Annotated in this window: 27 protein-coding genes; 6 read left to right on the top strand and 21 right to left on the bottom strand. The window is 69.2% G+C overall.

The window, feature by feature from the left end; all coding sequences use genetic code 11:
* Nucleotides 1-35: 35 nt before the first annotated feature.
* The 13 genes from UUA_RS03040 to UUA_RS02980 all read right to left on the bottom strand — a co-directional run bounded on the left by UUA_RS03040 (nt 36) and on the right by UUA_RS02980 (nt 13,421).
* A complete protein-coding gene (locus tag UUA_RS03040) occupies nt 36-1,493 on the bottom strand; it encodes a flagellin N-terminal helical domain-containing protein (protein WP_008434160.1) in 1,458 nt (485 codons plus the stop codon).
* A 123-nt stretch (nt 1,494-1,616) separates the two neighbouring features.
* Nucleotides 1,617-2,819 carry a flagellar hook-associated protein FlgL gene (gene flgL / locus UUA_RS03035; protein WP_008434159.1) on the bottom strand — a complete coding sequence of 401 codons (1,203 nt, stop codon included), beginning with the start codon at nt 2,817-2,819 and terminating at the stop codon, nt 1,617-1,619.
* Between the two features lie 3 nt (nt 2,820-2,822).
* Nucleotides 2,823-4,697, bottom strand: a complete 1,875-nt coding sequence (gene flgK / locus UUA_RS03030) for a flagellar hook-associated protein FlgK (protein WP_008434157.1) — start codon at nt 4,695-4,697, stop codon at nt 2,823-2,825.
* Between the two features lie 75 nt (nt 4,698-4,772).
* Nucleotides 4,773-5,828 (bottom strand): flagellar assembly peptidoglycan hydrolase FlgJ, encoded by a 1,056-nt coding sequence (flgJ, locus tag UUA_RS03025; RefSeq protein WP_008434155.1) that lies wholly within the window; start codon nt 5,826-5,828, stop codon nt 4,773-4,775.
* Nucleotides 5,829-5,842: 14 nt separating this feature from the next.
* Nucleotides 5,843-6,919, bottom strand: a complete 1,077-nt coding sequence (locus UUA_RS03020) for a flagellar basal body P-ring protein FlgI (protein ID WP_008434152.1) — start codon at nt 6,917-6,919, stop codon at nt 5,843-5,845.
* A 119-nt stretch (nt 6,920-7,038) separates the two neighbouring features.
* The gene (flgH, locus tag UUA_RS03015) at nt 7,039-7,713 is read right to left on the bottom strand and encodes a flagellar basal body L-ring protein FlgH (protein WP_008434151.1); all 675 of its coding nucleotides are present in this window, start codon (nt 7,711-7,713) and stop codon (nt 7,039-7,041) included.
* Nucleotides 7,714-7,892: 179 nt separating this feature from the next.
* On the bottom strand, nt 7,893-8,678 hold the full coding sequence (gene flgG, locus UUA_RS03010; RefSeq protein ID WP_008434149.1) for a flagellar basal-body rod protein FlgG: 786 nt from the start codon (nt 8,676-8,678) through the stop codon (nt 7,893-7,895).
* A gap of 49 nt (nt 8,679-8,727) precedes the next feature.
* Entirely contained in the window at nt 8,728-9,468 is a 741-nt protein-coding gene (flgF, locus tag UUA_RS03005) for a flagellar basal-body rod protein FlgF (protein WP_081491494.1), read from the bottom strand.
* Between the two features lie 91 nt (nt 9,469-9,559).
* Complete coding sequence (flgE, locus tag UUA_RS03000) at nt 9,560-10,783, bottom strand: flagellar hook protein FlgE (protein WP_008434147.1); 1,224 nt, start codon at nt 10,781-10,783, stop codon at nt 9,560-9,562.
* A gap of 36 nt (nt 10,784-10,819) precedes the next feature.
* Nucleotides 10,820-11,458 carry a flagellar hook assembly protein FlgD gene (locus UUA_RS02995; protein WP_235605902.1) on the bottom strand — a complete coding sequence of 213 codons (639 nt, stop codon included), beginning with the start codon at nt 11,456-11,458 and terminating at the stop codon, nt 10,820-10,822.
* Between the two features lie 34 nt (nt 11,459-11,492).
* Nucleotides 11,493-11,909: a flagellar basal body rod protein FlgC gene (gene flgC, locus UUA_RS02990; protein WP_008434145.1), complete on the bottom strand. Its 417-nt coding sequence runs from the start codon at nt 11,907-11,909 to the stop codon at nt 11,493-11,495.
* A complete protein-coding gene (flgB, locus tag UUA_RS02985; protein ID WP_008434144.1) occupies nt 11,909-12,313 on the bottom strand; it encodes a flagellar basal body rod protein FlgB in 405 nt (134 codons plus the stop codon). Before flgB ends, flgC begins: the two co-directional genes overlap by 1 nt.
* 169 nt (nt 12,314-12,482) lie before the next feature.
* Nucleotides 12,483-13,421, bottom strand: coding sequence for a chemotaxis protein (locus UUA_RS02980; protein WP_008434143.1), 939 nt, complete (start codon nt 13,419-13,421; stop codon nt 12,483-12,485).
* A 228-nt stretch (nt 13,422-13,649) separates the two neighbouring features.
* Between UUA_RS02980 and UUA_RS02975 the strand changes: the two genes are divergently transcribed.
* The 5 genes from UUA_RS02975 (at nt 13,650) to UUA_RS02955 (ending at nt 17,926) form a co-directional block, all read left to right on the top strand.
* The gene (locus UUA_RS02975; protein WP_008434141.1) at nt 13,650-14,954 is read left to right on the top strand and encodes a methyl-accepting chemotaxis protein; all 1,305 of its coding nucleotides are present in this window, start codon (nt 13,650-13,652) and stop codon (nt 14,952-14,954) included.
* Nucleotides 14,951-15,679 carry a flagellar basal body P-ring formation chaperone FlgA gene (gene flgA, locus UUA_RS02970; protein ID WP_008434139.1) on the top strand — a complete coding sequence of 243 codons (729 nt, stop codon included), beginning with the start codon at nt 14,951-14,953 and terminating at the stop codon, nt 15,677-15,679. Before UUA_RS02975 ends, flgA begins: the two co-directional genes overlap by 4 nt.
* A gap of 90 nt (nt 15,680-15,769) precedes the next feature.
* Complete coding sequence (gene flgM / locus UUA_RS02965) at nt 15,770-16,093, top strand: flagellar biosynthesis anti-sigma factor FlgM (protein ID WP_008434137.1); 324 nt, start codon at nt 15,770-15,772, stop codon at nt 16,091-16,093.
* Nucleotides 16,090-16,536 (top strand): flagella synthesis protein FlgN, encoded by a 447-nt coding sequence (locus tag UUA_RS02960; protein WP_008434136.1) that lies wholly within the window; start codon nt 16,090-16,092, stop codon nt 16,534-16,536. Before flgM ends, UUA_RS02960 begins: the two co-directional genes overlap by 4 nt.
* Nucleotides 16,537-16,642: 106 nt before the next feature.
* Entirely contained in the window at nt 16,643-17,926 is a 1,284-nt protein-coding gene (locus UUA_RS02955) for an EAL and HDOD domain-containing protein (RefSeq protein WP_039953452.1), read from the top strand.
* A 34-nt stretch (nt 17,927-17,960) separates the two neighbouring features.
* On the opposite strand, the gene UUA_RS02950 is transcribed toward UUA_RS02955, so the two are convergent.
* From UUA_RS02950 to rsmD, 8 genes are all read right to left on the bottom strand, one after another.
* A complete protein-coding gene (locus UUA_RS02950) occupies nt 17,961-18,995 on the bottom strand; it encodes a TMEM43 family protein (RefSeq protein WP_008434133.1) in 1,035 nt (344 codons plus the stop codon).
* Nucleotides 18,995-19,867: an MBL fold metallo-hydrolase gene (locus tag UUA_RS02945; RefSeq protein WP_039953451.1), complete on the bottom strand. Its 873-nt coding sequence runs from the start codon at nt 19,865-19,867 to the stop codon at nt 18,995-18,997. Before UUA_RS02945 ends, UUA_RS02950 begins: the two co-directional genes overlap by 1 nt.
* 1 nt (nt 19,868) lies before the next feature.
* Entirely contained in the window at nt 19,869-20,024 is a 156-nt protein-coding gene (locus tag UUA_RS19210) for a hypothetical protein (RefSeq protein WP_155943230.1), read from the bottom strand.
* Between the two features lie 151 nt (nt 20,025-20,175).
* Nucleotides 20,176-21,900, bottom strand: a complete 1,725-nt coding sequence (gene ggt, locus UUA_RS02940) for a gamma-glutamyltransferase (RefSeq protein ID WP_008434130.1) — start codon at nt 21,898-21,900, stop codon at nt 20,176-20,178.
* Complete coding sequence (locus UUA_RS02935; protein ID WP_008434129.1) at nt 21,897-22,157, bottom strand: YfhL family 4Fe-4S dicluster ferredoxin; 261 nt, start codon at nt 22,155-22,157, stop codon at nt 21,897-21,899. The genes ggt and UUA_RS02935 overlap by 4 nt, the downstream gene beginning before the upstream one ends.
* Nucleotides 22,158-22,249: 92 nt before the next feature.
* Nucleotides 22,250-22,753, bottom strand: coding sequence for a hypothetical protein (locus UUA_RS02930; RefSeq protein ID WP_008434128.1), 504 nt, complete (start codon nt 22,751-22,753; stop codon nt 22,250-22,252).
* Complete coding sequence (gene coaD, locus UUA_RS02925; RefSeq protein WP_235605901.1) at nt 22,746-23,297, bottom strand: pantetheine-phosphate adenylyltransferase; 552 nt, start codon at nt 23,295-23,297, stop codon at nt 22,746-22,748. The genes UUA_RS02930 and coaD overlap by 8 nt, the downstream gene beginning before the upstream one ends.
* A 28-nt stretch (nt 23,298-23,325) precedes the next feature.
* Nucleotides 23,326-23,907: a 16S rRNA (guanine(966)-N(2))-methyltransferase RsmD gene (rsmD, locus tag UUA_RS02920; RefSeq protein ID WP_008434123.1), complete on the bottom strand. Its 582-nt coding sequence runs from the start codon at nt 23,905-23,907 to the stop codon at nt 23,326-23,328.
* A 74-nt stretch (nt 23,908-23,981) separates the two neighbouring features.
* On the opposite strand from rsmD, the gene ftsY reads away from it, so the two are divergent.
* Nucleotides 23,982-25,109, top strand: a complete 1,128-nt coding sequence (gene ftsY, locus UUA_RS02915) for a signal recognition particle-docking protein FtsY (RefSeq protein WP_008434122.1) — start codon at nt 23,982-23,984, stop codon at nt 25,107-25,109.
* Nucleotides 25,110-25,132 lie beyond the last annotated feature (23 nt).

Here is a 25,132-nt window from a genome sequence, read left to right as displayed (position 1 = left end):
CCGCGGATTGTCCACGGCCGTTTCGGGTCAAGCGATTACTGCAGGAGCTTCAGCACGCTCTGGGTGGTGGCGTTGGCCTGCGCCAGCACCGAGACACCGGCCTGCTGCAGGATGTTCGCGCTGGACATGTTCGCGGTCTCCGCGGCGAAGTCGGCATCCTGGATCTGGCTGCGCGACGAGCTCAGGTTCTGCGAGATGGTCTGCAGGTTGGCGATGGTCGAGGTGAAGCGGTTCTGCACCGCGCCCAGGTCGCTGCGCATCGAGCTGACCGTGCTCAGCGCGGCGTCGATGCGGCTGATGGTGTCGTTCGCGCCGCTGACCGTCTTCACGTTGCTGGAGGCGAGGTCACCGCCGATGGCGATGGCGGTGGCGCCTGCGTTGGCGAAGCCCAGGTTGCCCGCGCCCGCGCCGGCCTTGGTGCCGTCTACGGTCAGCGCCGACTGCGCATTCAGGTGCACCGACTTGCTGCTGCTGTCGTAGTACGCAGCCACGCCGGAGATACCCTTGGCGTTGATCGCGTCGACCAGGCTCTGCGCGTCCTTGTAGCTGCCCGCCATGTCGGTGCCGTCGATCTTCAGGTCGCCGGTGGCCAGCACCAGGTTGGATGCGGTACCCGCCACGGCGTTCGCGCCGGTGACGTTGGTGTTGACGAAGGTCGGGTCGGTGCCACCGATGGTCATCGCACTGCTGGCGCCGGTGGCCGTGGTGGTGATGGTGAAGCCGTTCGCGCCGCTGGCGGCGACCGTGTACTTGCCCGCGGCCGACGTGTTCAACTGCCCCTGCACCGCCGTGACCATCGCAGCCTGGGTGCCGTAGGCGGCATTCAGGCTGACCGCGTTGCCGTCGACCGTGAACGCCTTGCCCGTCGTGCTGTAGTCGAAGCCGGCCACGCCGTTCACCGTGGCCACCGACGCGGTCGCCGCGCTGGCGCCGGACAGGAACAGGGCGCTGGTGTCGCCGGTGGCCGAGGTGGCCATCTGGCCGACCTGCTTGGCGCCGGCGCCCTGGCTCAGGTTCACCGAAATCGTCTCGCCGACGTTGGCGCCGATCTGGAACGCGGCGGAGCCGAAGCTGCCATCCAGCACGTGGCGGCCGTTGAAAGTGGTCTGCTGCGAGATGCGGGTGATTTCCGACAGGCGCTGCTGCACTTCGGCGTCCAGCGCGGCGCGGTCGGAGTCGGAGTTGGTGGCGTTGGCCGACTGCACCGCCAGCGTGCGGATACGCTGCATGTTGTTGGTCACCTCGTTCAGCGCCGACTCGGTGGTCTGCGCCAGCGAGATGCCGTCGTTGGCATTGCTGACGGCCTGGTTCAGGCCGTTGATCTGGGTGGTGAAGCGGGTCGAGATGGCGAGGCCGGCGGCATCGTCCTTGGCGCTGTTGATGCGCATGCCGGAGGACAGGCGCTCGATCGCGGTGGACAGCTTGCTCTGCGAGGTAGCCAGGTTTTTCTGGGCATTCAGCGAGCTGATGTTGGTGTTGACGCTCATGACCATGGGAGTATCTCCAGAAGGGGTCGTAGGTGCCGGTGGCCGGCGGTGGCAGCCAGCGGGGATTCCGATGGGAACACCGCCGCCTCAACTGCTGTTTCGACCCCCACCATGGAAACTTGAGCCTTGTCAACGCAGATAGTCGAACAATTTTGAGCCCTGGATTTTCGTGAACGTCTGCTGCGCCGCCTGCAGCGCCGTGGTTTGCGCACCGAGCTGGCTGATGGCGTCGTAGTAGTTCAGGTCCTGCACGTTCGACAGCGCGCTCTTGTACTGCAGCGTGAGATCGTCGTTGAGTCCGCTTTGCTGGTCGAGCGCATTCATGCGCGCGCCGACCATGCCGCGCGTGCGGCTTATGTTGTCGATCGCCTGGTCGAGGCTGGCGAACTGCGTGTTGATGTCGTTCTGCATCGGCGCACCACCGCCGTTGGGCGTGCGCAGCGCCTTGATGATGTTGTCCAGCGTGGTGAACACGTCCTGCTTCGCGGAGGCGCCCAGCAAGAACTCGTCGCCCGCGGCGGGCGCGCCGCTGAAAGCCACCTGCGCGCCGCGGAAGCCGACGCTGCCGCCGCGACTGGCGTCGTAGCTGCCGCTGTCCAGTACGGTGCCGGCGCCGTCGCGCACTTCATACGCGTTGGCGGCGGTGAACACGATGCGGTAGCTGCCGCCGTCCCACGCCGAGGGATTGGCGTTGGGATTGCTGACGCTGCTGGCGCCGGCCACCGCGCTGCCGGTGTTGGCCGCGCTGGCGCTGACCGCGAAGGTGCCGTTGCCGGTGGGAATGTCGGCGAACACCGTGCTGCCGGGGTCGCCGGTGGCCACCTGCAGGCCGGGGCCGGCGGCGACCATGCGCTGGCCGTCGTCGCCGACGTAGCTCACGCCGTTCTGCGAGACGAACGGCATCGTGCCGGTGCGGTTGCCGGCGAACAGGTAGTCGCCCTGGCCGTCCTTGCTGTTGGCTTGGCCAAGCAGTTGCTGGCGCAACTGCGCCATCTCGGCGGCGATGTCGCCGCGAGTGGCGTCGGTCTGCGAACCGTTGGCGGCCTGCAGCAGCAGCGTGCGCACGCGGCCCAGCACGTTGGTGACGTTGGACAGGGTCTGGTCTTCCAGCCCCAGCCGCGCGTTGGCGCTGGTGATGTTGCGCTGGTACTGCGCGGCGTCGGCGGTGAGGTGGGTGAGGTCGAGCGCACGCGCCGCGCCCACCGGATCGTCGGACGGCTGGTTGATGCGCTTGCCGGTGCTCAACTGGATGTTGAGGTCGGACAGCTCGCTCTGCCGGTCCATCATGCTGCCGACGGACTGCTGCTGCATCCAGCTGGTGGAGACTCGCATGGCTTACCCCTTCACGGCGCTAAGCAGCGCGTCGAAGATGCTGTTGGCGGTGCTGATGACCTGCGCGGAAGCCTGGTAGGCCTGCTGGTAGCGCAACAGGTTGGCGGCTTCCTCGTCCAGGTTCACGCCGGACACGCTCTGCTGCGAGCTCATCGCCTGGCTGTACACCGCGGTCTGCGTGCTCAGGTCGTCCTTGGCCAGCGCACCGGCGCTGCCGACCTGGCCGACCAGCTGGCTGTAGGCGCGACCGGCGCTGGTGACGCCACCGTCGAGCACGCCGAGGTTGGCCACCTTGCCCAGCATCAGCGCGTTGCTGTTGTCGCCCTGCGCATTGCTGTTGGCCCGCACACCGAAACGGTCGCCGGCCTGCGGCGCGCCGCCGAGCTGCATGCTCCAGCCGTTGTGGACGATAGGCTGGCCGGGGGCGAACACCTGCGCCGGGCCGCCGTCGATGCTGTAGCTGGTGGCCAAGGCGAACACCACGGAGCTGCTGCTGAACAGGTTGGCGTTGCTGCCGTCGCTGACACTGATGGCTGGCGATACGGTGCCGCTGTTGCCCACCGCGGCGGTGGCCTTGAGCGGCGCCGCGGCAGCGATCTTGTCGGGGTCGTCGATCGCCACCGAAAAACTCGCGGCGGCGTTGCGGCTGGGCTGCACGCGGAAACTGTCACCGGCGCTGGCGCTGCCGCCCACCACCAGGCTCAAGCCGGCGGCGGTGAACGGGTCAGCGCTGCTGCCACTGCCGGCCAGCGCGACATTGTTGCCGCTGGTGTCGCGCATGCTCCAGCTGCTGCCGTTGTAGCTCAGCACGTAATCCTTGCCGGTCAGCGCGCCGATGTCGCCGATGCCGGCACTCAGCGTGCCGCTGCCGCTGTTGCTGGCGGCGGCCTGCACGGTCGGGCCGGCCACGTTGAAAAAGCTGCCGCCGAGTTCGCCACGCAGATCCATGCCCTGCGCGTGCTGCGCGTTGAACGCGCTGGCCAGCGCCTGCGCACTGCGGCCCAGCTGGTTCTGCGCGGGATCGAGCACGTTGCCGCGAAAATCCAGCAGCGCGCCCAGCGTGCCGCCGCCGATGCGCCCGCTCAGCACGGCGCCGGACGCCGCACCCACCACTTCCATGCGGGTGGCGTCGTACATGTTGGGTGCAGTGCCCAACGCATGCGCCTCGGTGCCGGTGACCAGCGCCTGGCCGTTGCCCACGAACACGCTGATGGTGTTGTCGTTCTGCGGCACCACGCTGATGCCGACCTGGCCGGCCAGCTTCTTCACCAGTGCATCGCGCTGGTCGAGCAGGTCGGCCGGCGGCGTGCCGTCGGTGGCCTGCGAGGAGCGGATCAGCCCGTTCAACTTGGCGATCGAGCGGCTGCCGCCGTTGATCGCATCGACGGCTTCGCCGATCTGCTGCTGCACCTGGCCGGAGAGCTGATTGAACTGGCCGGACAGCGCGCGGAACGTGCTGGCCAGCCCGCCGGCGCGGGCCAGCAGCACCTGCCGCGAGGCCGCATCCGATGGCGCGTTGGCCATGTCCTGCACGGCGCCGAAGAAGCTGTCCAGCGAGGTCTGCAGATTGCTGCTGCCGGAAAGCTGGTCGTTGAGCTGACCGGTGAGGCTGGCCATGCTGCTGGCGCGGCCCTGCGCCGAAGTGGCCGACCACAGCGAGCTGTTGAGGAACTGGCTGTAGGCACGCTGCACCGCCACCGTGTTGACGCCGGTGCCGACGTAGTAATTGGCCTGCCCCTCGGGCAGCCGGGCACTGAACGACACCAGCTGGCGGCTGTAGCCGTCGGTGTTCGCGTTGGCCACGTTGTGGCTCACCGTACTGAGCCCGATCTGCGCGGCGAGCAGCCCGGATACGCCGGTCGAAAGCATGTCAGCCATGGTGGTCCATCCTCGACAACTGGAGCGCCGCCGGAGCGGCACGGCATGTGGTCACGGTAACGGCCGGGCGCGTGTTCACTTGAATTCGCGCGGCAACCGCAGCGCCGCCAGCGCTTCGCGCATCTGCGGGCTGTTGGCGATCGCGGTGATCTTGGCCGCGTATGACGGGTCGGTCGCGTAGCCTCCGCGCACCAGTGCCCGCGCGAAGCCGGCCACGTTCTCGCCCTGGCCCAGCGCCTGCGCATAGCGCGGGCTGTCGGCCAGCACGCGCGCGTAGTCGGCGAACGCATCCGCCGGCGAGTCGTAGGCGCGGAACGCGTCGCGCCGGCGCACCGCCACGCCGTTCTCGTACTCCAGCGTGGGCACGCTGACCTTGTCGCCGCTCCAGTTGCCGCCGGCCTTGATGCCGAACAGGTTGAAGCTGCTGCTGCCGTCGCGGTGGCTGGGCAGGTGCTTGCCCCAGCCGGTTTCCAGCGCCGCCTGCGCCAGCAGCGCGCGCACCGACACGCCCAGCTGCTTCGCCGCCACTTCGGCGTGCGGCGCCAGCGTGCGGACGAAACCCACCGGGTCGCCGCCCGGCAACAGCTCCGCCGCGGCGCCCGCCGCATCGAGCGCGCCCTGCGCCATGCGGTCGAGCGTCTGGCTCCATGCCGAACCGGCGTCGGCCGTCGACGGCATCGCCATGATGCCGGCCGTTGCGTCGCTCGCATCGTCGCCGGCACCCAGTTGCAGCAGCGCGCGCACGTCGGCGTTGGGCACGCCGGCGACGGGCGTCGGCAGCGGGCCGTGGGCCTCCGCGGCGGCAGCCGGCTTGCCGCCAAGCTGGCGCACCAGCATCTTCGCGATGCCCAGCCCGTTGTTGCCGTTGGCCAGGCTCAGCGCGAGCTGGTGGTCGAACATCTCGCGGTACGAGTCGACTTGCTCGCTGCCGGCAAGGTCGCTGCCCATGCTGGCGTTCGCGTCGCGCATCGACTTCAGCATCATCTGGGTGAAGATCGCCTCGAACTGCTTCGCCACCGCCGGCAGCGCACTCTTGCCATCGTCGCTGCGCGCCTGCGCGCGCAGCTGCTGGAAGCCGGAGAGTTCGGTCCAGGTGTCGAGCGCAGGTGCGTTGCTGGCGATGGGCGTCATGATCGCGGGCCGGCTCAGATCACCACCAGGTCGGCATGCAGCGCGCCGGCCTGCTTCAATGCCTGCAGGATCGAGATCAGGTCGCTCGGCGTGGCGCCGACCTGGTTCACCGCGCGCACGATGGTGTCCAGGCTCACGCCGGGGCCGAACTTGAACATGTGCGCGCCTTCTTCGCTGACCTGCACGCTGCTGCTGGGCACGATCGCGGTCTGCCCGCCGCGGCTGAACGGCGCCGGCTGGCTGACCTGCGCCTGCTCGCTGATGGTGACCTGGATCGCGCCGTGCGCCACCGCGGCGGCGCTGACCCGCACGTCCGAACCGATCACCACCGTGCCGGTGCGCGAGTTCACCACGATCCGTGCCGGCGCGTCGCCCGGCTGCACGTCGAGGTTCTGGATCGCGCCCAGCCACGCCACCTTCTGCGCCGGGTCCTGCGGCCCGCGCACGCTGATCGAGCCGCCGTCGAGCGGCTGCGCGGTGCCGGCGCCGTAGGCCCGGTTGATCGCCGTGGCGATGCGCGTGGCGGTGGTGAAGTCGGCGGTGTTGAGGTTCAGCATCAGGTCGCCGCCGCCGCTGAACGACGAGGCCACCGTGCGCTCCACCGAGGCGCCGTTGGGGATGCGCCCGCTGGCGGAGATGTTCACCTGCACGCTGGAGCCGCTCTTGCCCTGCGCACTGATGCCGCCGACCACCACGCTGCCCTGCGCCACCGCGTAGACGTTGCCGTCCGCGCCGCGCAACGGCGCCATCAGCAGCTGGCCGCCGCGGATGCTCTTGGCGTTGCCGATCGAGGCGACGGTGACGTCGATGGTCTGGCCGGGCTTGGCGAACGGCGGCAGATCCGCCGTCACCATCACTGCGGCCGCGTTCTTCAGCTGTGGCCGCGCACTGGCCGGCACGGTGATGCCGAACTGCTGCAGCATGTTCTCCAGGCTCTGGGTGGTGAACGGCGCCTGCGTGGTCTGGTCGCCCGAGCCGTCCAGGCCCACCACCAGGCCATAACCGATCAGCTGGTTGCTGCGCACGCCGGCGACCTGCACCAGGTCGCGGACCTTGTCGGCGTGGGCGGGGGCCAGCGCCAGAACTCCCAAAACAAGCACAAGCCCCCGTAGGAACCCGCTTGCGGGCGATGCCTTTACCTTTGCGGGTTCCCGGGTCGAGAGCATCGCCCGCAAGCGGGCTCCTACAACGGGGCGCGCCAGCGTGTTCATCAGAACGGCATCCACTTCGAATTGAAGAAGCGCGACAGCCAGCCACGCGTATTCGCGTCGGCCAGCGTGCCGCGGCCGGTGTAGCTGATGCGCGCGTCGGCCACGCGGGTGGACGGCACCACGTTGTCCTGGCCGATGTCCTGCGGGCGCACGATGCCGGAGATGCGCACCAATTCCTGGCCCTGGTTGATGGTCAGCCACTTCTCACCGCGCACCAGCAGGTTGCCGTTGCTCAGGCGCTGCGCCACGGTGACAGTGATCTGCCCGACCAGCTGGTTGCTCTGCGTGCTGGAGCCGGCGCCGTCGAAGCTGCGCTCGCCGTCCAGCCCGATGTTCGCCGCGTTGCCGCCGATCGACAGGTTCTGGCCAAGCACGGTAGGCGAGGCGATCTTGGCCTTGTCGGTCTTGCTGGTGGAGGTGGTGGCCTTCTTGCTGGCCTGGGTGCTTTCCACCAGCGCCACGGTGAGGATGTCGCCCACGCGGTGCGCGCGCGGGTCGGCGAACAGCTCCATGTTCTGCTGGTCATGGTAGATCGAGCCGTCGGCCTGCCCCGCGGCGATCTGCGGCGCGGGCGGCGGCGTCGGCGCCCACTCGGCATCGTCGCGCGCGTGCGGGCCGCTGGCGCAGCCGGCCAGCAGGGCCAGCGCGCACAGCACGAGGGCGCCGCGGAGCATCCCCCACATCGTCATTCCCACGAAAGTGGGAAGCGCTTTATCAACAGCAAAGCTGGCCATCCATGTTGCTGTTCCGCAAAGCCGCGATGGATTCCCGCTTTCGCGGGAATGACGAGGGGGAAAGCGGTTGTTCGGGACTCCCGAGAGGGAGGAAGGACGGGCAGGCATCACGGCGCGCCTCAGGTCTTGTTGGTGAGGAACTGCAGCATCGAGTCGGCGGCGGAGACCGCCTTGGAGTTCATCTCGTAGGTGCGCTGGGTCTCGATCATGTCGACCATCTGCTCCACCACGTTGACGTTGGAGCTTTCCAGCGCGCCCTGCGCCAGCGTGCCCAGGCCGTTCAGGCCCGGCTGGCCGATCTGCGGCGAGCCGCTGGAGGCGGTTTCGAGGTACAGGTTGTCGCCGTTCGGCTGCAGGCCGGCCGGGTTGATGAAGTCAGCCAGTTGCACGGTGCCGATCTGCTGCGTCGCGGCCTGGCCCGGCACGCTCACGCTGATGGTGCCGTCGCTGCCGATGGTGATGCTCTGCGCGTTGGTCGGCACGCTGATGGCCGGGTCGAGCGCGTAGCCGTTGGCGGTGACGATCTGCCCGTTCTGGTCCATGTGCAGCGAGCCGTCGCGGGTGTAGGCGATGCTGCCGTCGGGCATGGTCACCTGCAGAAAGCCGCGACCCTGCACGGCCAGGTCCAGCGAGTTGCCGGTCTGCTCGATGTTGCCCTGGGTGAACAGCTTCTCGCTGCCGGCCACGCGCACGCCGGTGCCCAGCATCAGGCCGGACGGCGCCTGGGTCTGCTCGGTGGTCTGCCCGCCGGGCTGGCGCAGGTTCTGGTAGACCAGGTCCTGGAACGAGGCGCGCGCGCTCTTGTAGCCGGTGGTGTTGGCGTTGGCGAGGTTGTTCGAGATCACGTCCATGCGCGTCTGCTGCGCATCGAGGCCGGTCTTGGCTACCCACAGGGATGAGAACATGTCGATGGACTCCGAATGGACGTCTGGATGTCTGTATGAATGGTGGTGGTCAGGTCATCTGCAGCAGGCGCGAGGCCGACTGCGCGTTTTCGTCGGCGCCGTGGATGGCGCGGATCTGCAGCTCGTACTGGCGCGACAGCTGGATCATCTGCACCAGCGTCTGCGCCGGGTTGACGTTGCTGGATTCGAGCACGCCGGACTTCAGCGTCACCGCGGGGTCGGCATCCGCCGTGGCGCCGCCGGCCAGGTGCATCAGTCCGTCGCTGCCCAGCGCGAGCTGGTCGGCGGCCGGGTTGACCAGCTTGATGCGGCCGACCGCGGCGATCGTCTCCGGGCCCTGGCCCATCGGCACCACCGACACGGTGCCGTCGGCGCCGATGTTCACCTGCGCGCTCTGCGGCACGCTGATCGGGCCGCCGTCGCCCAGCACCAGGTTGCCGCGGGCGTCGGTGAGCAGACCGTCGGGAGTCAGCCGCAGTTCGCCGGCACGGGTATAGCCTTCGCTGCCGTCGGCGCCCTGCACGGCGATCCAGCCCTGCCCCTGCACAGCCACATCCAGCTCGCGGCCGGTCTCGATCTGGCCGCCCTCGCGCAGGTCCACGCCCAACCCCTGCGCCACGCCGTTGACCCGCGTGGGCAGGCCCGGGCCCTGCACCGCCAGCGGCTGGAACGCCGACAGTTGCGCCTTGAAGCCGACCGTGTCGGCGTTGGCCAGGTTGTGCGCCACCTCCGACTGCCCGCGCATCATCTGCGTGGCGCCGGTCATGGCGACGTAAAGCGATCTGTCCATATGGATTCCCGGGTGGGGTTAGCGGAGAACGAGGAACAGGAACAGTGCGGCGAACGGCTTTTCCTATTCCCGACTCCTATTCCCCACTCCCTCAGCTGCGAATATTGATGATGGTCTGCGTGAGCTGGTTGTCGGTGGAGATCACCTGCGCGTTGGCCTGGTAGTTGCGCTGCGCCTTGATCATGTTGACCAGCTGCGCAGTGAGGTCGGCGGTGTTGGAAGCCTCCAGCGCGCCGGCCTGCACGCTGCCGAAGGTGCCGCCGCCGGCGGCGCCCATCACCGGCGTGCCGGAGTCGTAGGAGGCGGCCCAGTTGGTGTTGTCCAGCTGGCGCAGGCCCTGCTCGTTGGAGAACTGCGCCAGTGCCAGCTGGCCCAGCGCGGAGGTCTGGCCGTTGGAGTACTTGGCCTGCACTACACCCTCGCGCGACACGTCGATGCTGGAAAGGATGCCGGTGGGGTAGCCGTTCTGGTTGATCGCGCTGGCCGCGTAGGCGTTGCCGAACTGGGTGGCTTTGCTCATGTCCAGGTTGAGCTGCATCGGGTCGGCGCCGGGGCTGACCGACACCGCCGGGAAGTTCAGCATGCCGTTCGCCGGCGTCACCAGCGCGCCACTGCTGTTGAAGGTGAGCTGCTGCGAGGCGCCGGTGGAGCCGCCGTCGATGTACAGGCTGGCGTTCCACACGTTGGCGGCCGGATCCTTGGCGAAGTACACCACGCCGCTGTGGGTGGCGCCGAGCGAGTCGTAGGCGGTGAACGGCGTGGCCTGGTTGTAGCTCGACGGATCGGTGAGCGGGTTGAACGGGGTCGCCGGCGGGGTGGCGTCCGACGGCAGGTTCAGCGACATCTGCACGGTGCCGGTGGCCTTGGCCGCATTCTGCGCGGTGAACAGCTGCAGGTCGGTCAGCGTACTGGTGTCGAAGGTGCCGCCGGCCACCGATGGAAACACCTGCAGGCGCTGCCCGCTGGCGTTCATCACGTAGCCGTTCTGGTCCTTCTGGAACGCGCCGGCACGGGTATAGGAAAAGCCCTTGCCGTCGCGCACGGTGAAGAAACCGTCGCCGCTGATGGCGAAGTCCAGGCTGTTGTTGGTGGTCTCGACGCTGCCGGTGGTGAACTGCTGCGCCACGTTGGTCAGTCGCACGCCGCTGCCGGTCTGGCTGGAACTGAGGTTGGGGCCGGCGGCATTGAACAGCTCGGCGAACTGCGTGCGCGAGCCCTTGAAGCCGGTGGTGGCGGTGTTGGCGATGTTGTTGGCGGTAACCTCCAGATCCTTCGAGGCCGCGTTGAGACCGCTCAAGGCAATATTGAAAGGCATCCGATAATTCCTCTGTGTTGAAGCCCCGCGGGGCCGTCAGTTGATCTGCGCGACCTGGCTCAGCAGGGCACCGCCAAAACCGTCCACATCCAGATAGACACCGTCGCTGCCGGTCATGCCCACGCCGGTGACCTTGCCGCTGACGTAGGTGGCCACGGCGGTGTTGCCGGCCTGCGCCGCGAGGCCGTAGGTTCCCGCCGGCAACGCCTGGCCATCGTCGCCCATGCCGTCCCAGTGGAAGCGCGCCAGCCCCGCCGGCGGCGCGCCCAGGCTGATCGTGCGCAGCACGTTGCCGTGCGTGTCGTTGATCTTCACCAGCACCTGACCGCCGCCGTCGGGTACGTTCACCGCGCCGTCCAGGGCGCCGTCGCGCAGCGTGCCGGCCGCGGACGGCACCACCACGGTGCGCCCCACCATGCCGCTGGCCCGCAGGATCTGGTTGCTCTGCATCGATTTGCTCAGGTCGTCGAACGATGCCTGCAGGTCCTGCGTCGCCGAGACCTGGCTGATCTGCGCCAGCTGGCTGACCATCTGCGACGAATCCATCGGCTTGGTCGGATCCTGGTTGCGCATCTGCTCCGTCAGCAGGCTCAGGAAGTCGGCCTGGCTGAGGGTCTTGTCCTTGCCCGCGCTGACCGCCTGGCCGGCGCTGGCGCCCACGTTCGAAACATTCATGCCGCTCATGCCATGTGCCTCATCGGTAGCCGCCTCACTTGCCGAGATCCAGCGTCTTCTGCATCAGCTGGCGGGTGGAATTCATCACCTCGACGTTGTTCTGGTACGAGCGCGAGGCGGAGATCATGTTGACCAGCTCGTCCACCGGGTTGACGTTGCTGCTGTAGACATAGCCGTCGGCGTCGGCCAGCGGGTTGCCGGGTTCGTAGCGGCTGGGGATCGCCGCCTGGCTCTCGGTGACGCCGAGCACCTGCACGCCCTCGCCTGGCGCATCGCCGCCGGCCTGCCGGTTCTTCACGGCGGCAAACAGCGGTTCGCGCGCGCGGTAGGCCGCGTCCGGGGTAGTCGCCACGCTGTCCGCGTTGGCGAGGTTGCTGGCCACCGTGTTCAGGCGCAGCGACTGCGCCGCCATGCCGGAACCGGCCACATTGAAGATCGAGAACAGTGACATCAGCCCTGGCCTCCGTTGATGGCCATGCGCAACATGCGGATCTGTGCGGTGATGAAGGACAGGCTGGCCTGGTAGTGCACGCCGTTGGCGGCGAACGCGGCCTGCTCGGCCTGCGCGTCAACGGTGTTGCCGTCCATGCTCGGCTGGGTCGGCACGCGATAAGCCAGCGCGCCGTCGGCCCCCGGCCCGGCCGTACCGATCTGGCCGGCGGCGGTGGTCTGCAGCGGCAGTTCGCCCTGGCTGCCGCCGGCGTCCGCCAGCACCTTGCGGAAGTCGATGTCGCGGGCCAGGTAGTCGGGTGTGTCGGCGTTGGCCAGGTTGTTGGCGAGCACCTCGGTACGCCGCTGCCACAGGTCCAGTGCCCCGGTGTGGATGCCGAACAGGTTGTCAGGGGTCAGGGACATCGCTTCGCTCCGCGTGCAGTTGCCGCACGGAGCTGGAGGCAAATTGCATGCCACCACGGGGAAAACGTTGCTGCAACTGGGCTGGCGAAGCCGTGCCCGCGACACCTCGAGGGCGCCACCGGCGAAAAGACGGATTGTTGACGCCGTGCTGGCGCCAGCCGCGCCGGAGTCAGCCCGCCGGCACTTCTGCCGGCTCGGGCAACAGCTCCAGCACCGCCTGCGCCAGCAGGTCCGGCTGGTACTTGGCGACGAAGCGGTCGGCCTTGACCTCCTTCACCATCGCCTCGTTGAAGATGCCGCTGAGCGAGCTGTGCAGTACTACCTTGAGCTGGCGCAGGCCCGGCGTCTCGCGGATCGCGCGGGTGAGCGCGTAGCCGTCCAGGCGCGGCATCTCGATGTCCGACACCACCAGCCTGACGCCGTCGACGGGGTCGCCCGCCGCGAGTTCCTGCAGGCGCTCGAGCGCTTCGCGACCATCCGTCGCCACCACGCATTCGATGTTCATCTGCTTGAACAGGCCGACCAGCCGGCGGCGAGCGATCAGCGAATCGTCCACCACCATCACCCGTCGCGGCGACAGCGTGCGGGTGTCGGCGGCGCGCTGCATCTGCATGGACAGCTCGGCCGGCGCGGCGTCGATACTGGCCAGCACGTGCTCCACGTCGACCACCGCCATCAGCGCGCCATCGATGCGGGTTACCGCGTTGACCCGCGCGCCGAAGCCCAGGTTGCTCGGCGGCGCCACCAGCGTTTCGCCCGGACATTGCACCATGCGCTGCAGGTCCGCCACCAGGAAGCCCTGCACCGAGCGGTTGAATTCGGTCACCATCAGATGCGCCGAGGCGACCTCGCGCAGCGGCGCGTAGCCGAGCGCGGCGGCCAGGTCGATCACCGGAACGGTCTGCCCGCGGTAGTCGCAGCTGCCGGCCAGCAAGGCGTGCACGCCCGGCATGCGTTCCAGCGGTGGACGGCGCAGCACCTCGCGCACCTTGAACACGTTGATGCCGAACAGCTGCTCGTCGCCCAGCCGGAACAGCAGCATGGCCACCCGGTTGTGCCCGGCCAGCCGGGTGTGTTGCTCCACTTTTTCCAGCAACGTGCCGCCCATGCGCTCTCCTCGGGTGCGCTGCCGCCGCCGCGGCCGTACGCGGTGGCTATCGGCCACAACACGGCGTACTTGAGCGCTGCCGTGCCGGGCTCTCTCCTTGCGCCGCAGGGTCGGGCGAGGGTTTCGCTCTTCGCCGCACTGGCATGCGACTTGCTTCCTCAAGTTCCGCAGCTTGCTGTCGATGCAGCGGTTGCACTTCCGCGCCACAACCAAGGTGATCTCCGCCCCATGAGCCTGACCTGGACCACGCACCTCACTGCCCTGGTGGAGGCCGCCGTCGCGGGTGACGACGCGCAGGTCGCCGCGCTGCGACGGCGGTACCCGCGCGCGGCGCAGGTGCTGGCTCCGCTGCTGGCGCGCGTCGCCGCCCGGCCGCCCGCCTCGGTGGCGCTGCAGACCGTGGAGCAGCAGAGCCTGGTGCTCGGCGCGGTGCAGCAGCTGTCGCGCGAGCAGGCGGCGCTGGCCAAGGCCGCCGACGAGGGCCGCGGCAGCGTCGATCGTTTGACGGATGGCAGCGCCGGTATCTCGACGGCGCTGCAGCAGATCAGCGCCGAACTCGACCAGGCCAGCCAGGCCGGGCAGGCCGGCGAGCGCAGCGTCAGCGAGCTCGATGGCCAGCTGCGCCTGCTGCGCAGCGCGCTGTCGGCGATGAACCGCAACCAGAGCAAGCTGGCCGAACAGGTGGCGCAGATCCGCCAGCTGATCGGCGTGGTGCAGGAAATCGCGCACCAGACCAACCTGGTGGCGTTGAACGCGGCGATCGAGGCGGCGCGTGCCGGCGAGGCGGGTCGCGGCTTTGCCGTGGTCGCCGACGAGGTCAAGCAGCTGGCGGAAAAAACCACGCTCACCACCACCGAAATCGAGGCCGTCACCGGCTCGATCGGCGATTTTTCGCTGCAGCTGGACGGCGACGTGCAGCACGGCCTGCAGCAACTGGAGCGCGCGCAGGCCGGCGTCGGCCAGTCCGGCGCCACCCTGCGCGAAGGCAGCGAAGCCGTGCGGGCCTCGGGCACGCGCATCCACAAGCTGCAGCAGAACCACGACGTGCAGCACGCGCGCGCCACCGCGGCACAGGCTGCGCTCGGCGCACTGCAGCGTCGCGGCAACGAGGCGCGGCGCCAGTCCGACGCGCTGCATCGCGCCGCCCTGCTGGCGCACCGGCTGGGGCTGGACTGGCTGGAAGGCGAAAGCGGCCGCGACCCGGCCAGCCTCAGCCTGACCCTGCGCGAGGCGTCGCTGAACCTGCGCCAGGCGGCCGAGCTGGCCCTGCTGGAACCGGGCGCGCTGGATCGGCGCTGGTTCGATACCCATACGATCAACCGCAGCGCCGACCGGCTGGGCGCGCTGTACCGGGGCCACCCCGCCAGCGCCGGCCTGAGCGGCAGCGGCAGCCGCCTGTGCGAACAGGGCAACCGCTTCGTCGCCCTGCTTTGCGACGGCCAGCTCGAACAGGCCGCCACGCTGTCGCAGCAGATGGAGTCCGATCGCGAGGCGCTGCTCGGGCAACTCGGCGCCTTGCTGGCGGACGCATGAGCAAACCCCGGCTCCTCGCCACCGGCTTGCTGGTCGCCGCGCTGGGCCTCGGCGCATGGCCACAGAGTGCCCGTGCCGACAGCGCCACCACCACCACGCAATCACCCGACAGCGTACGCGCCGCGGCCGAGCAGGCGGTTCGCGAGCACTACGCGCTGCCGGGCAGTCGGGTGGTGGTCAACGCCGCGCCGCTCGACCTGCGCCTGCACCTGGACGCGTGCCGTGAACCGCTGCGCGCGGTAGTGCCGGCCTACGCAACAACCTCGTCCCGCCTGACCGTGCCGGTACGCTGCCCGCAACCCGGCGGCTGGACCGTGCGCGTGCCGCTGCAGCTGCAGCTGTTCCGCCAGGTGCTGGTGACCAGCCGGCCGCTGTTGCGCGGCGACGGCCTGGGCGCCGCGGACGTGCACGCGGAGGAGCGCGACGTTGCCCGGCTCGGCTACGGCTACATCGACAACCTCACCCAGGTGGCCGGCCGCACGCTGGCCCGCTCGCTGGCGCAGGGCAGCGTGCTTTCGCCCGGCGCGCTGGGCGGCCGCCGCATGGTGCGCGCCGGCGACCGCGTGGAGCTGGTGGCCAGGCTCGACGGCATCGAGGTGCGCGCGGCCGGCGTGGCGATGGGCAGCGGCGACAACGGTGCCCGCCTGCGGGTGCGCAACGAAAGCTCGGGCAAGGTGGTCGACGCGATGGTCAGCGCCCCGGGCACGGTGGTCGCGCTGCCATGAGCGCCGCCACGCCCGCCGTTCACCGCTAAAGTTTCCGCCACAGCGGCCGATCTGTCGGTTACAGGGCCACACCCCAGCGAGCACGGACCCATGAATACGACCATTCCCAACAACGGCTTGCCGAAGTTCACGCAGACCACCGGCAACGCGGGCAACGGCCCGGCCACCACGGCCAGCGGTGCGGCGGATGCCGCCAGCGCCGTGCCCAAGGCCGGCGACCAGCTGAAGCTGACCGACTCGGCCCTCGCGCTGCAGGAAGCCGCCCGCACCGACGACAGCGCCGTGATCGACGCGGCGCGGGTGGAACGCCTGCGCCAGGCGCTGGCCGACGGCAGCTACCAGGTCGACGCCGGGCGCACCGCCGACCGCATGCTTGCGCTGGATCAGCAGCTCGGCGGCACGGGCAACGCATGAAGCGGCCGCTGCAGCACGAGCTGGACGACGCGCTGACCGCGGTGCTGGGCGACATGCAACAGGCGGTCGACCGGCTCGCGCAGGTGCTCGAGACCGAGCGCACGGCGCTGGACGCGCGCGACAGCGACGCGCTGGACCAGGCCGGCACGCGCAAGCAGGCCCTGATGCTGCAACTGGAGCAGCTCGACGCCGAGCGCCAGCAGCTGGCGGCCGAGCAGCCGGCGGTGGCGGCCGCCTCGGCGGCTGGCTGGAGCCGCATCGTGCAGCGGTTGCAGTACTGCCACCTGCTCAACCAGCGCAACGGCAGCGTGGTCAGCCAGCGGCTGAGCCAGACGCGCCGCGCGCTGGCCGTGCTGACCGGCCACGCCGGCGAGAACGAACTCTACGGCCGCTCCGGCGAACTGCATGCCAGCCTGCGTTCGCAGGTACTGGCGGCGGTATGACATCGCGATGAGAGACCACACCCACAACTGCCCACGCAAACGATCCCCCCACTGACTGCGAAGCAGCCCTCCCCGGCGCGCCCACCGTCAACCACGACGACCGATCATGAGCCAACCGAACGCTTCTTCCGCTGCCTCCCCCTCCATCGGCACGCCGGGTCGCGAGGGCTTGCCGACCTCGGTGCCGCTGCCGGTATTGCGCGTGCCCATGCTCGACCGCGAGCGCCAGCTGTTCGCCTACGAGATCGTGTTCCACCGCGAGCCGGGCGACGAACAGACCCTGCTGCAATGCGTGCTGTCGACCATCACCGACGGCGCGCTGACCCGGCTGGTGCGCGGCAACCGCGCGTTCCTCAACATGCCGGCCGAGCTGTTGCCGGAAGATTCCGACGTGCTGCTGCACCAGCCGCGTCTCGGCGTGGTGCTGCAGCCGCACGTGGCCGGCGACACCGCGCTGATGAGGCGCCTGCAGCAGATGGCGCTGCGCGGCTGCCAGTTCATGCTCGACGTGACGGGCGCCGACCTGGAAAGCAGCCTGGCGCTGGAAACCCTGCTGCAGCTGGTGCAACTGGTGCGGCTGGATGCCACCCACCTGAGCCCCGAGCGGCTGAAGGAGCACGCCGGGGAGCTGCACCAGCGCGGCATCCAGGTGGTGGCCGGCCACGTCAACGACCATCTCACCTACGAACGCTGCCTGGAGCTGCCGCTGGAGGCGATCCAGGGCCGCTACCTGCTGATTCCGCAGCCGGTGGCGGTGCCCGTGCTCACCGCCAACCGCCTGAGCATGCTGCGCCTGATGCGCGTGTTGCAGGAAAGCAATCCCGGGCCGGTGGAGCTGGGCAACATCGTGCGCGACGACGCGGTACTCAGCTACAAGCTGCTGAGCTGCGTCAACTCGGCCTATTTCGCGCTGCCGCGGCAACTGAAATCGGTGCAGCAGGCGGCGATCTTCTTCGGTGTCATGCGCATGCGCAACTGGATCGACACCATGTCCATGTGCAGCATGGACGACCGTCCACCGGAACTGCTGCGCGCCGCGCTGATCCGCGCGCACATGTGCGAGAAGCTGGCCACCGGCATGCCCAACGGCTACCCGGAGATGGCCTTCACGGTGGGCCTGTTCTCGCTGCTCGACACCCTGATGTGCGCGCCGATGGAGTTCCTGCTGACCCACCTGCGCCTGGTGCCGGAGATCAGCGACGCACTGACCGGTCGCGGCGGGCCGTTCGCGCCGCTGCTGAAGCAGATCCTTGCCTGGGAAGCCGGCGAGCTGACCAGCGAACACGCCGTGCCGCAGCGCATCCAGCGCATGGCGACGATCTACCTGGGCGCCACGCAGTGGGCCGATCAGGTGTTCGCTTCGGCCGGTGGCAAGTCGGCGACGGCCTGAGGGAAGGCGCGAATCCCGTTTGCCGCCCGCGCGCTCAGTGCGCGCGGCGCAGTCGCCAGCCGGTGAGCAGCAGGCCGCACAGCGCCAGCGCCAGCCAGCCCAGCATGTTGCGCGTATCGCTGCCGAGCCAGAGCACCCCGGCCACGATACCCACGGCCAGCGCCGCCAGGCCCAGCGCCAGCAGCGGCTCGCGCCGGTTGCGCTGGACCGCGAGCAGCACGAACACCCCCGCCGACGCCAGCAACACCGCCAGGATCCGCCAGCTCGTCACGAACTCCGGCGGAACCGGCAGATCCGGAAAAATGTCCAGCACCGGCACGTCGCCGACCTGCACCACGTAACCCTTGCCGTCCGCGGCGTCGGTGGCCGCCACCAGCCGGTCGCCGTCAACGCGCCCGACCACCGTCAGCTCCTGCAGCGGTACCTCGTTCCAGCTCACCCGCACGTCGCCCAGCCGCGGGTCGCCCGGCCGCGCGCTGGTCACCAGGTAGTCCTGGTAGCGGCTGAAGCTGGCCGCCAGGTTCGCCGGCAGTGCGCCGGGGTCCGGCGCAACCTGCTGCGTGCCCGGTATCGCATGCAGCAGCACGGACCCCAGCCCGAACCCGCCGAGCCGCACCAGCCCGGCGTCGAACTGCTTGCCGCTGAGCGGGAAGCTGGGCGGGTTCGCGTGACCGTGCGGCTCCTCGAAATGGCCGGCATCGAGCAGATGGTCGACCCAGTCCAGTTCGTAGTGCACGCCGCTGCCGACGCGCACCTCGCGCCACTGGAACATCTCCACATGGCGCACCAGCACCGGGGTATTCGCCCGCAGGTTGAAATCCGGATCGCGTGGCGCCTCCACCACCGTCGGCGTACCGGTCACGCGCGCCATCGCACCGTGCTCGCCGCCGGCCGGCGGCGAGTTGGAGCCGAGGTCGATCACCTCGCCACCATGCAGGCCGGCTACCGCGCGGTAGTTCAGCAGGCTGCGTTCGGTGGTTGCCGCCAGGCCGATGCCGGCCAGCAGCAGCAGCGCGCCGAGGACATTCCATGCCAGCCCCTGCAGGGAGCCCGTCTTGCGCCCTTTCATCAGCCCGCTCCCGTCTGGCGGGACGGCGGCATGCCGCGCAGGACGCGCTGCTCGTCGGCGGTGCCGAAGCGGCCGCGCCCGTCGCGCGTCACCCGCGCCAGCGCGCAATCGTGGTCGTGGGTGAAGAACAGCTGCACGCCGCGCGCCAGCTTGTCTTCCAGGAACACGCGCTTCTCGTCGATCAGCTTCTCCGGGTAGCGGTCGTAGCCCATGGTGATCGGCAGGTGCACCCAGAAGCGGCCCGGGATCAGGTCGGCGCAGAACACCACGCCACCGACTTCGGCCAGCATCAGTCCGGGCGTATGGCCGTCCGAAAAGAAGAAGCGCACCGACTTGCCCAGCGTCCGCGAATATTCGCCCTCGACCAGCTCCAGCCGGCCGCTCGCTTCGAGCAGCGGCTGCAGCTCGGGCACGAACGAGGCGCGGTCGCGCGGATGCGGCTGCAGCGCGCGGCGCCAGTGCTCCGCACCCACCACGAACTGTGCGTTCGGGAACAGCAGCCGCGGCGGCTGGCCCCCCTCCCATGCCGCCAGCAGGCCGCCGGCATGGTCGAAGTGCAGGTGCGACAGCACTACCACGTCGATGTCCTCGTGACCGAGCCCGGCCCCGGCCAGCGAATCCAGCAGCACGTGCCGCGACTCCACCACGCCGTAACGCTCGCGCAGCGCCGGTTCGAAGAACGCACCGATGCCGGTCTCGAACAGCACGTTGCGCCCGCCCAGATCCCTCACCAGCAGACAGCGGCAGGCCAGCGGAATCCGGTTCTCCGCATCCGGCGCGATCCAGCGCGACCACAGCGCCCTGGGCGCATTGCCGAACATGGCGCCGCCGTCTAATTGCTGAGAATTACCGAGCAGGGACCAGAGCTCCATATCAGATATCTCGCATTGCCGACGGATTCGCCGGGAGCGAATCCGGACGCCGCAGGCGGCCCCGCGCAACGCGCGGGGTGAGGCCCATGGATGGGGCGAACAACATGGCGCCGCCGTCGAGTTGCTGCGAGTTGCCGGTGAGCGAAAACAATTCCATGGTCTGACCTTGCTGGGAACCTCGAAAACCCTTGATTAGGACCGTCGTCCCAGCGAAAGCTGGGACTCAGTGACTCTGACTCACCGAAACCCTGGGCGCTGGATCCCGGCTTTCGCCGGGATGACGAGCAATCGCCAGTTTTTCGAAGGGCCTACTGCACCTTGCCCAGCCCCGACGGCCGGCGCGGATCGCTGGCGGCGTCGAGCTTGTTGGCCTCGCGGTCCCAGGTCACCACGTTCATGAAGCCCCACGATTCGCGCGGCTTCAACGTGTAGCCCATCTTCGTCAGCGCCTCGCTGGTGGCGGCGTCGAACGTGCCGTCCTCCACTTTCACCACGTCCGGCAGGTACTGGTGGTGGAAGCGCTTGTGCGCGGCGATCTGCTGCGCGCTCTCGCCGTCGATGAAGTGCAGGATGCCTTCCAGCACCTGGGTGATGATGGTCGAGCCGCCTGGCGAGCCGATTACCGCGGTGCGCCCGGGGCCGATCACGATACTCGGCGACATCGAGGACAGCATGCGCTTGCCGCCCTTTGGCGCATTCGCCGCGCTGCCGAGCAGGCCGTACACGTTCGGCTTGTTCGGCACCAGCGCAAAGTCGTCCATCTCGTCGTTGAGCAGTACGCCGGTGCCCGCGGCGACGAAGCCCGAACCCATCGTGTAGTTCACCGTGGAGGTCACCGCAGCCATGTTGCCGTCGGCGTCGATGATCGAGAAATGGGTGGTGTGCATGCCCGGCTCGGGCGCCTCCGCGCGCGGCAGCATGGACGACGGCGTGGCCTTGTCGGGCAGGATGCCCTGGCGCAGGCCGGCGGCGTAGTACGGCGACAGCAGCATGTCCAGCGGCATCTGCACGAAGTCCGGGTCGCCCAGGTAGTCGTTGTGGTCGCGGAACGCGCGGCGCATCGCCTCGATGATGTAGTGCGCGCGCGTGGCGGCATCCATCTTGGTCAGGTCGTAGCCGGAGAGGATGTTGAGGATCTCGGCGATCGCCACGCCGCCGGAGGACGGCGGCGGCGCGGTGACGATCTTGTAGCCGCGATAGTCGACGCTGATCGGCGTGCGTTCCTTGGCCTGGTAGCCGGTCAGGTCGGCCAGCGTCCAGTTGCCGCCGGCGGCGCGTACCGCATCGACCAGCTTCTGCGCGGTCTCGCCCCGATAGAAACCGTCGTGGCCGTGCGCAGCGAGCAGTTCCAGCGTGCGCGCCTGGTCCGGGTCGCGCCACACCGCGCCTTTCGCCGGCGGCTTGCCGCCCGGCAGGTACTTGGCGGCCGATGCGGGCCAGCGCTCGAGATCCTTCTGCGTGCCGGCGATCGCGCCGCGCAGACGCTCGTCCGGCTGGAAGCCGTCACGCGCGATGCGGATCGCCGGAGCCAGCGACTGCGCCAGCGGCAGCCGTCCATAGCGGCCGGACAACAGCGCCAGCCCGGCCGGCTGGCCCGGAATGCCGGCCGACAGCGGCCCCCGCAGCGCGGCGTCGCGGTTCGGGCTGCCGTCCGGGTTGAGGTAATCCCTCGGGTTCACCGCGGCCGGCGCGGTCTCGCGCGCGTCGATGAAGACATCGCGGCCGTCCTTCGCCAGGTGCAGCACAGCCATGAAGCCGCCGCCGGTGCCGGAACTCTCCGGCTCCACGATCGACAGCGTGGACGCCACCGCCACCGCCGCGTCGAACGCATTGCCGCCCTTGGCCAGCACTTCGAGGCCGGCTTCGGTGGCATGGAAGTTCGCACTGGCGACGGCCGCGTGGCCGGGACGCAGCGACCCGGCGTGGGCCGGTGCGGGCGGCGCCGCTTTCGGCGAGCCGTCGGCGGCGAACGCGCTGCCGCCAGCCAGCAGCAGGCTCAGGGCGAGCACGCGCCAGTTCACGGAAAACCTCATGCCGCGGACTCCTTGGCCATCAGCTGGCGATACTTGAGTTCAAGCTGCTCGCGCGATTCGGCATGATCGGGATCGCTGATGATGCATTCGACCGGGCATACCGCCACGCATTGCGGTTCGTCATGATGACCGATGCATTCGGTACACAACGAGGGGTCGATCACGTAAAACTCTTCACCCAGCGAGATCGCCTGGTTCGGGCAGGCCGGTTCGCAGACGTCGCAATTGACGCAAGTGTCGAGGATCTTCAGGGACATGGGATCGGGGCCGCGGCGGACGAAGGAAACGGGAAGGGGAAAAGGCCAACGCGCAGCCTCCCCTTCCCGCGGCTGCACCCGCGGCGGCGTGCTTACATCGCGACGAAGCGCACCGTGGCGCCGGTCGGCTTCAGCACGTCGTCGACGCGCTGCTGGTCGGCCTGGTCGCCGATGAACAGGACGATCACGTCCTTGAACGAGCCGGGCTTGGCATCCTTGAACGCCGCAGCCACCAGGTCGGCGGTCTTGGCCGAATCCGGGCCGGCGAACACCAGCATGTTGCCCGGCAGTACGCCGCGAGCCACGGTGTCCTCCACGTTCGACAGCTGACGGCCACGACCCGCCACCGCCTCTTCGGAATCGCCGCCCGGCACCAAGTACGGGTACGGGCGGTCGGCCTTCATGCCCTGCATGTTGTTCTGCACGATCTGGCCGAGGTAGGCGTTCCACGCCTTCATATCGTTCGGGTCGGTCGGTTTGGTCGCCTGCTGGCTGGTCTGCTGGCCGGCCTGCTCGGCCGATTCTTGCTTGCCGCAGGCGCTCAGGGTCAGGCTGGCGGTCAGCGCGAGGGCAGCGATGAGAGCGAACTTACGCATGGTGGTCACCTTTTGTTTCGGGTTGCTTGTTGAAGTCGGAACGGCTCTGTTGCCAGCGCTGCCGCATGGCTTGTTGTACCGCTGGATGCACGAAACTGGAGATGTCGCCGCCGAGGCGGCCGATCTCGCGCACCAGCGAGGAGGAGATGAAACTGTATTGTTCGGCCGGCGTCAGGAATAGCGTTTCCGCCTGCGGAATCAGATGCCGGTTCATGCTGGCCAGTTGGAACTCGTATTCGAAATCCGACACTGCGCGCAGCCCGCGGATGATCACGCCGGCGCCGACCTCCTGCACGAAGGTGGCCAACAGGCAGTCGAAGCCGCGCACCTCCACGTTCGGCAGGTCGGCCAGCGCCAGCCGCGCCAGGGTGATCCGCTCGCCGATGCTGAAACCCGGACCCTTGCTGGAACTGTCGGCCACTGCCACCACCACGTGGTCGAACAGGTGCGCCGCCCGCGTCACCAGGTCGGTGTGCCCGTTGGTGATCGGATCGAAGGTGCCTGGATAGACGGCCAGGCGCGAGTTGCCCAAAGTTTTGCTCACGAGAAGGGAAGCGGCAGTGGTTATGACTCTAGCTTAACGGAAGCGCGCGCCGATAGAGCGCAAAGCGCACCTCGCCGGCGTGACCCTCGCGCTGCAGCTGCCAGTTCGGCGGCAGGGTCGGAGCCTGGCTGCGCGGCGACTCCACGTAGATCCAGCCCCATTCGGTCAGCCAGCCACCCTGTTCCAGCTGGCGCGCCAGCGTCGGCCACAACTCCAGCGCAAACGGCGGGTCGAGGAAGACCAGGTCGTACGCCTGCGCTGTGCCGTGCAGGAACGCCTCCGCCTCCAGCGCCACCACCTGGCCGCCGTCGGCCTTGAGCCGCGCGAGGTTCGCGCGCAGTGCCTGCGCCGCCTGCCTGTCACGCTCGACGAACTGCACGCTGGCCGCGCCGCGCGACAGCGCCTCGATGCCGAGCGCGCCGGTGCCGGCGCACAGGTCCAGGCAGCGCGCGCCGCCGAGCACCGGCGCCAGCCAGTTGAACAGGGTTTCGCGTACTCGTTCGGGGGTGGGCCGCAGGCCGGGCAGCTCCGGTACTTCCAACCGCGAATTGCGCAGGCTGCCGCCGATGATGCGGATGCGCCCCGACCCGCTGCGGCGCGCGCCATTCATGCCGCCGCGCCCTCAGCGGCCAGTACAGGTTGGAGTGTTAGCATGCCGCCCATTGTCTTTGAATCACCGCCGCGATGCTCAAGTTCTGGAAGAAAAAGCCCACCGAAGCGGCGTCTGCCGACAAGCAGACGGAGCACGCCGCTGCCGTTGCGCCGGAAAGTGGCGTGCTGCACGAGGCACTGGCCGAAATCGCCGCGCCGGCGGAAACCCGACCCGAAACCGAGCGTTTCGTGGCGCCGGCCGCCGAGGCCGCCGAAGCGGCGGCGCCGGGCAGGCGCAGCTGGCGCGAACGACTGGCCGACAGCGGCTTCGCACGCAGCCTCGGCTCGCTGTTCGTGCGCCATCCCAAGCTCGACGACGACCTGCTCGACGAGCTGGAGACCGCGCTGATCACCGCCGACGTCGGCATCGAGGCCAGCACCGAGCTGGTCGAGAGCCTGCGCAAGCGCATGCACAAGCGCGAATTCGCCGACGCGCCGGCGCTGCTGGCCGCGCTGCGCCAGGCGCTGCTGGCCCTGCTCAAGCCGGTCGAGCAGCCGCTGCAGGTAGGCGGCAGGAAGCCGTTCGTGGTGCTGGTGGTCGGCATCAACGGTGCCGGCAAGACCACCACCATCGGCAAGCTGGCGCGCCGCTGGCGCGACGAGCAGCGCGCGGTGATGCTGGCCGCCGGCGACACCTTCCGTGCCGCCGCGGTCGAGCAATTGAAGACCTGGGGCGAGCGCAACGCAGTGCCGGTGATCTCGCAGGGCCAGGACGCCGACGCCGCCAGCGTGATCTTCGACGCGCTGCAGGCCGCGCGCTCGCGCGGCGCCGACGTGCTGATCGCCGACACCGCCGGCCGGCTGCACACCCAAGGCGGGCTGATGGACGAGCTGGGCAAGATCGCCCGCGTGCTGAAGAAGCTCGACGCCGATGCGCCGCACGAAGTGCTGATGGTGATCGACGGCACCACCGGCCAGAACGCGGTCAGCCAGGTGCGCCAGTTCCGCCAGATCGTTGGCGTCACCGGGCTGGTGGTGACCAAACTCGACGGCACCGCCAAGGGTGGCGTGGTGTTTGCGCTGGCGCGCGAGTTCGGCCTGCCGATCCGTTTCGTGGGCCTGGGCGAAAGCGCCACCGACCTGCGTCCGTTCGAGGCCGCCGCGTTCGTTGACGGTCTGCTGCCGGCAAGCCTCGGCGGCGAGGCGCAGGGCCATGACTGAATCATGCCGGCGAGGCTGAGCGC

Origin of the sequence: Rhodanobacter thiooxydans LCS2 (genome assembly GCF_000264375.1) — a bacterium.
In the GTDB taxonomy this organism is placed as follows: domain Bacteria; phylum Pseudomonadota; class Gammaproteobacteria; order Xanthomonadales; family Rhodanobacteraceae; genus Rhodanobacter; species Rhodanobacter thiooxydans.
The sequence above is the reverse complement of the archived record's forward strand: the minus strand, read 5'-3'. Positions and strand labels throughout refer to the sequence as shown.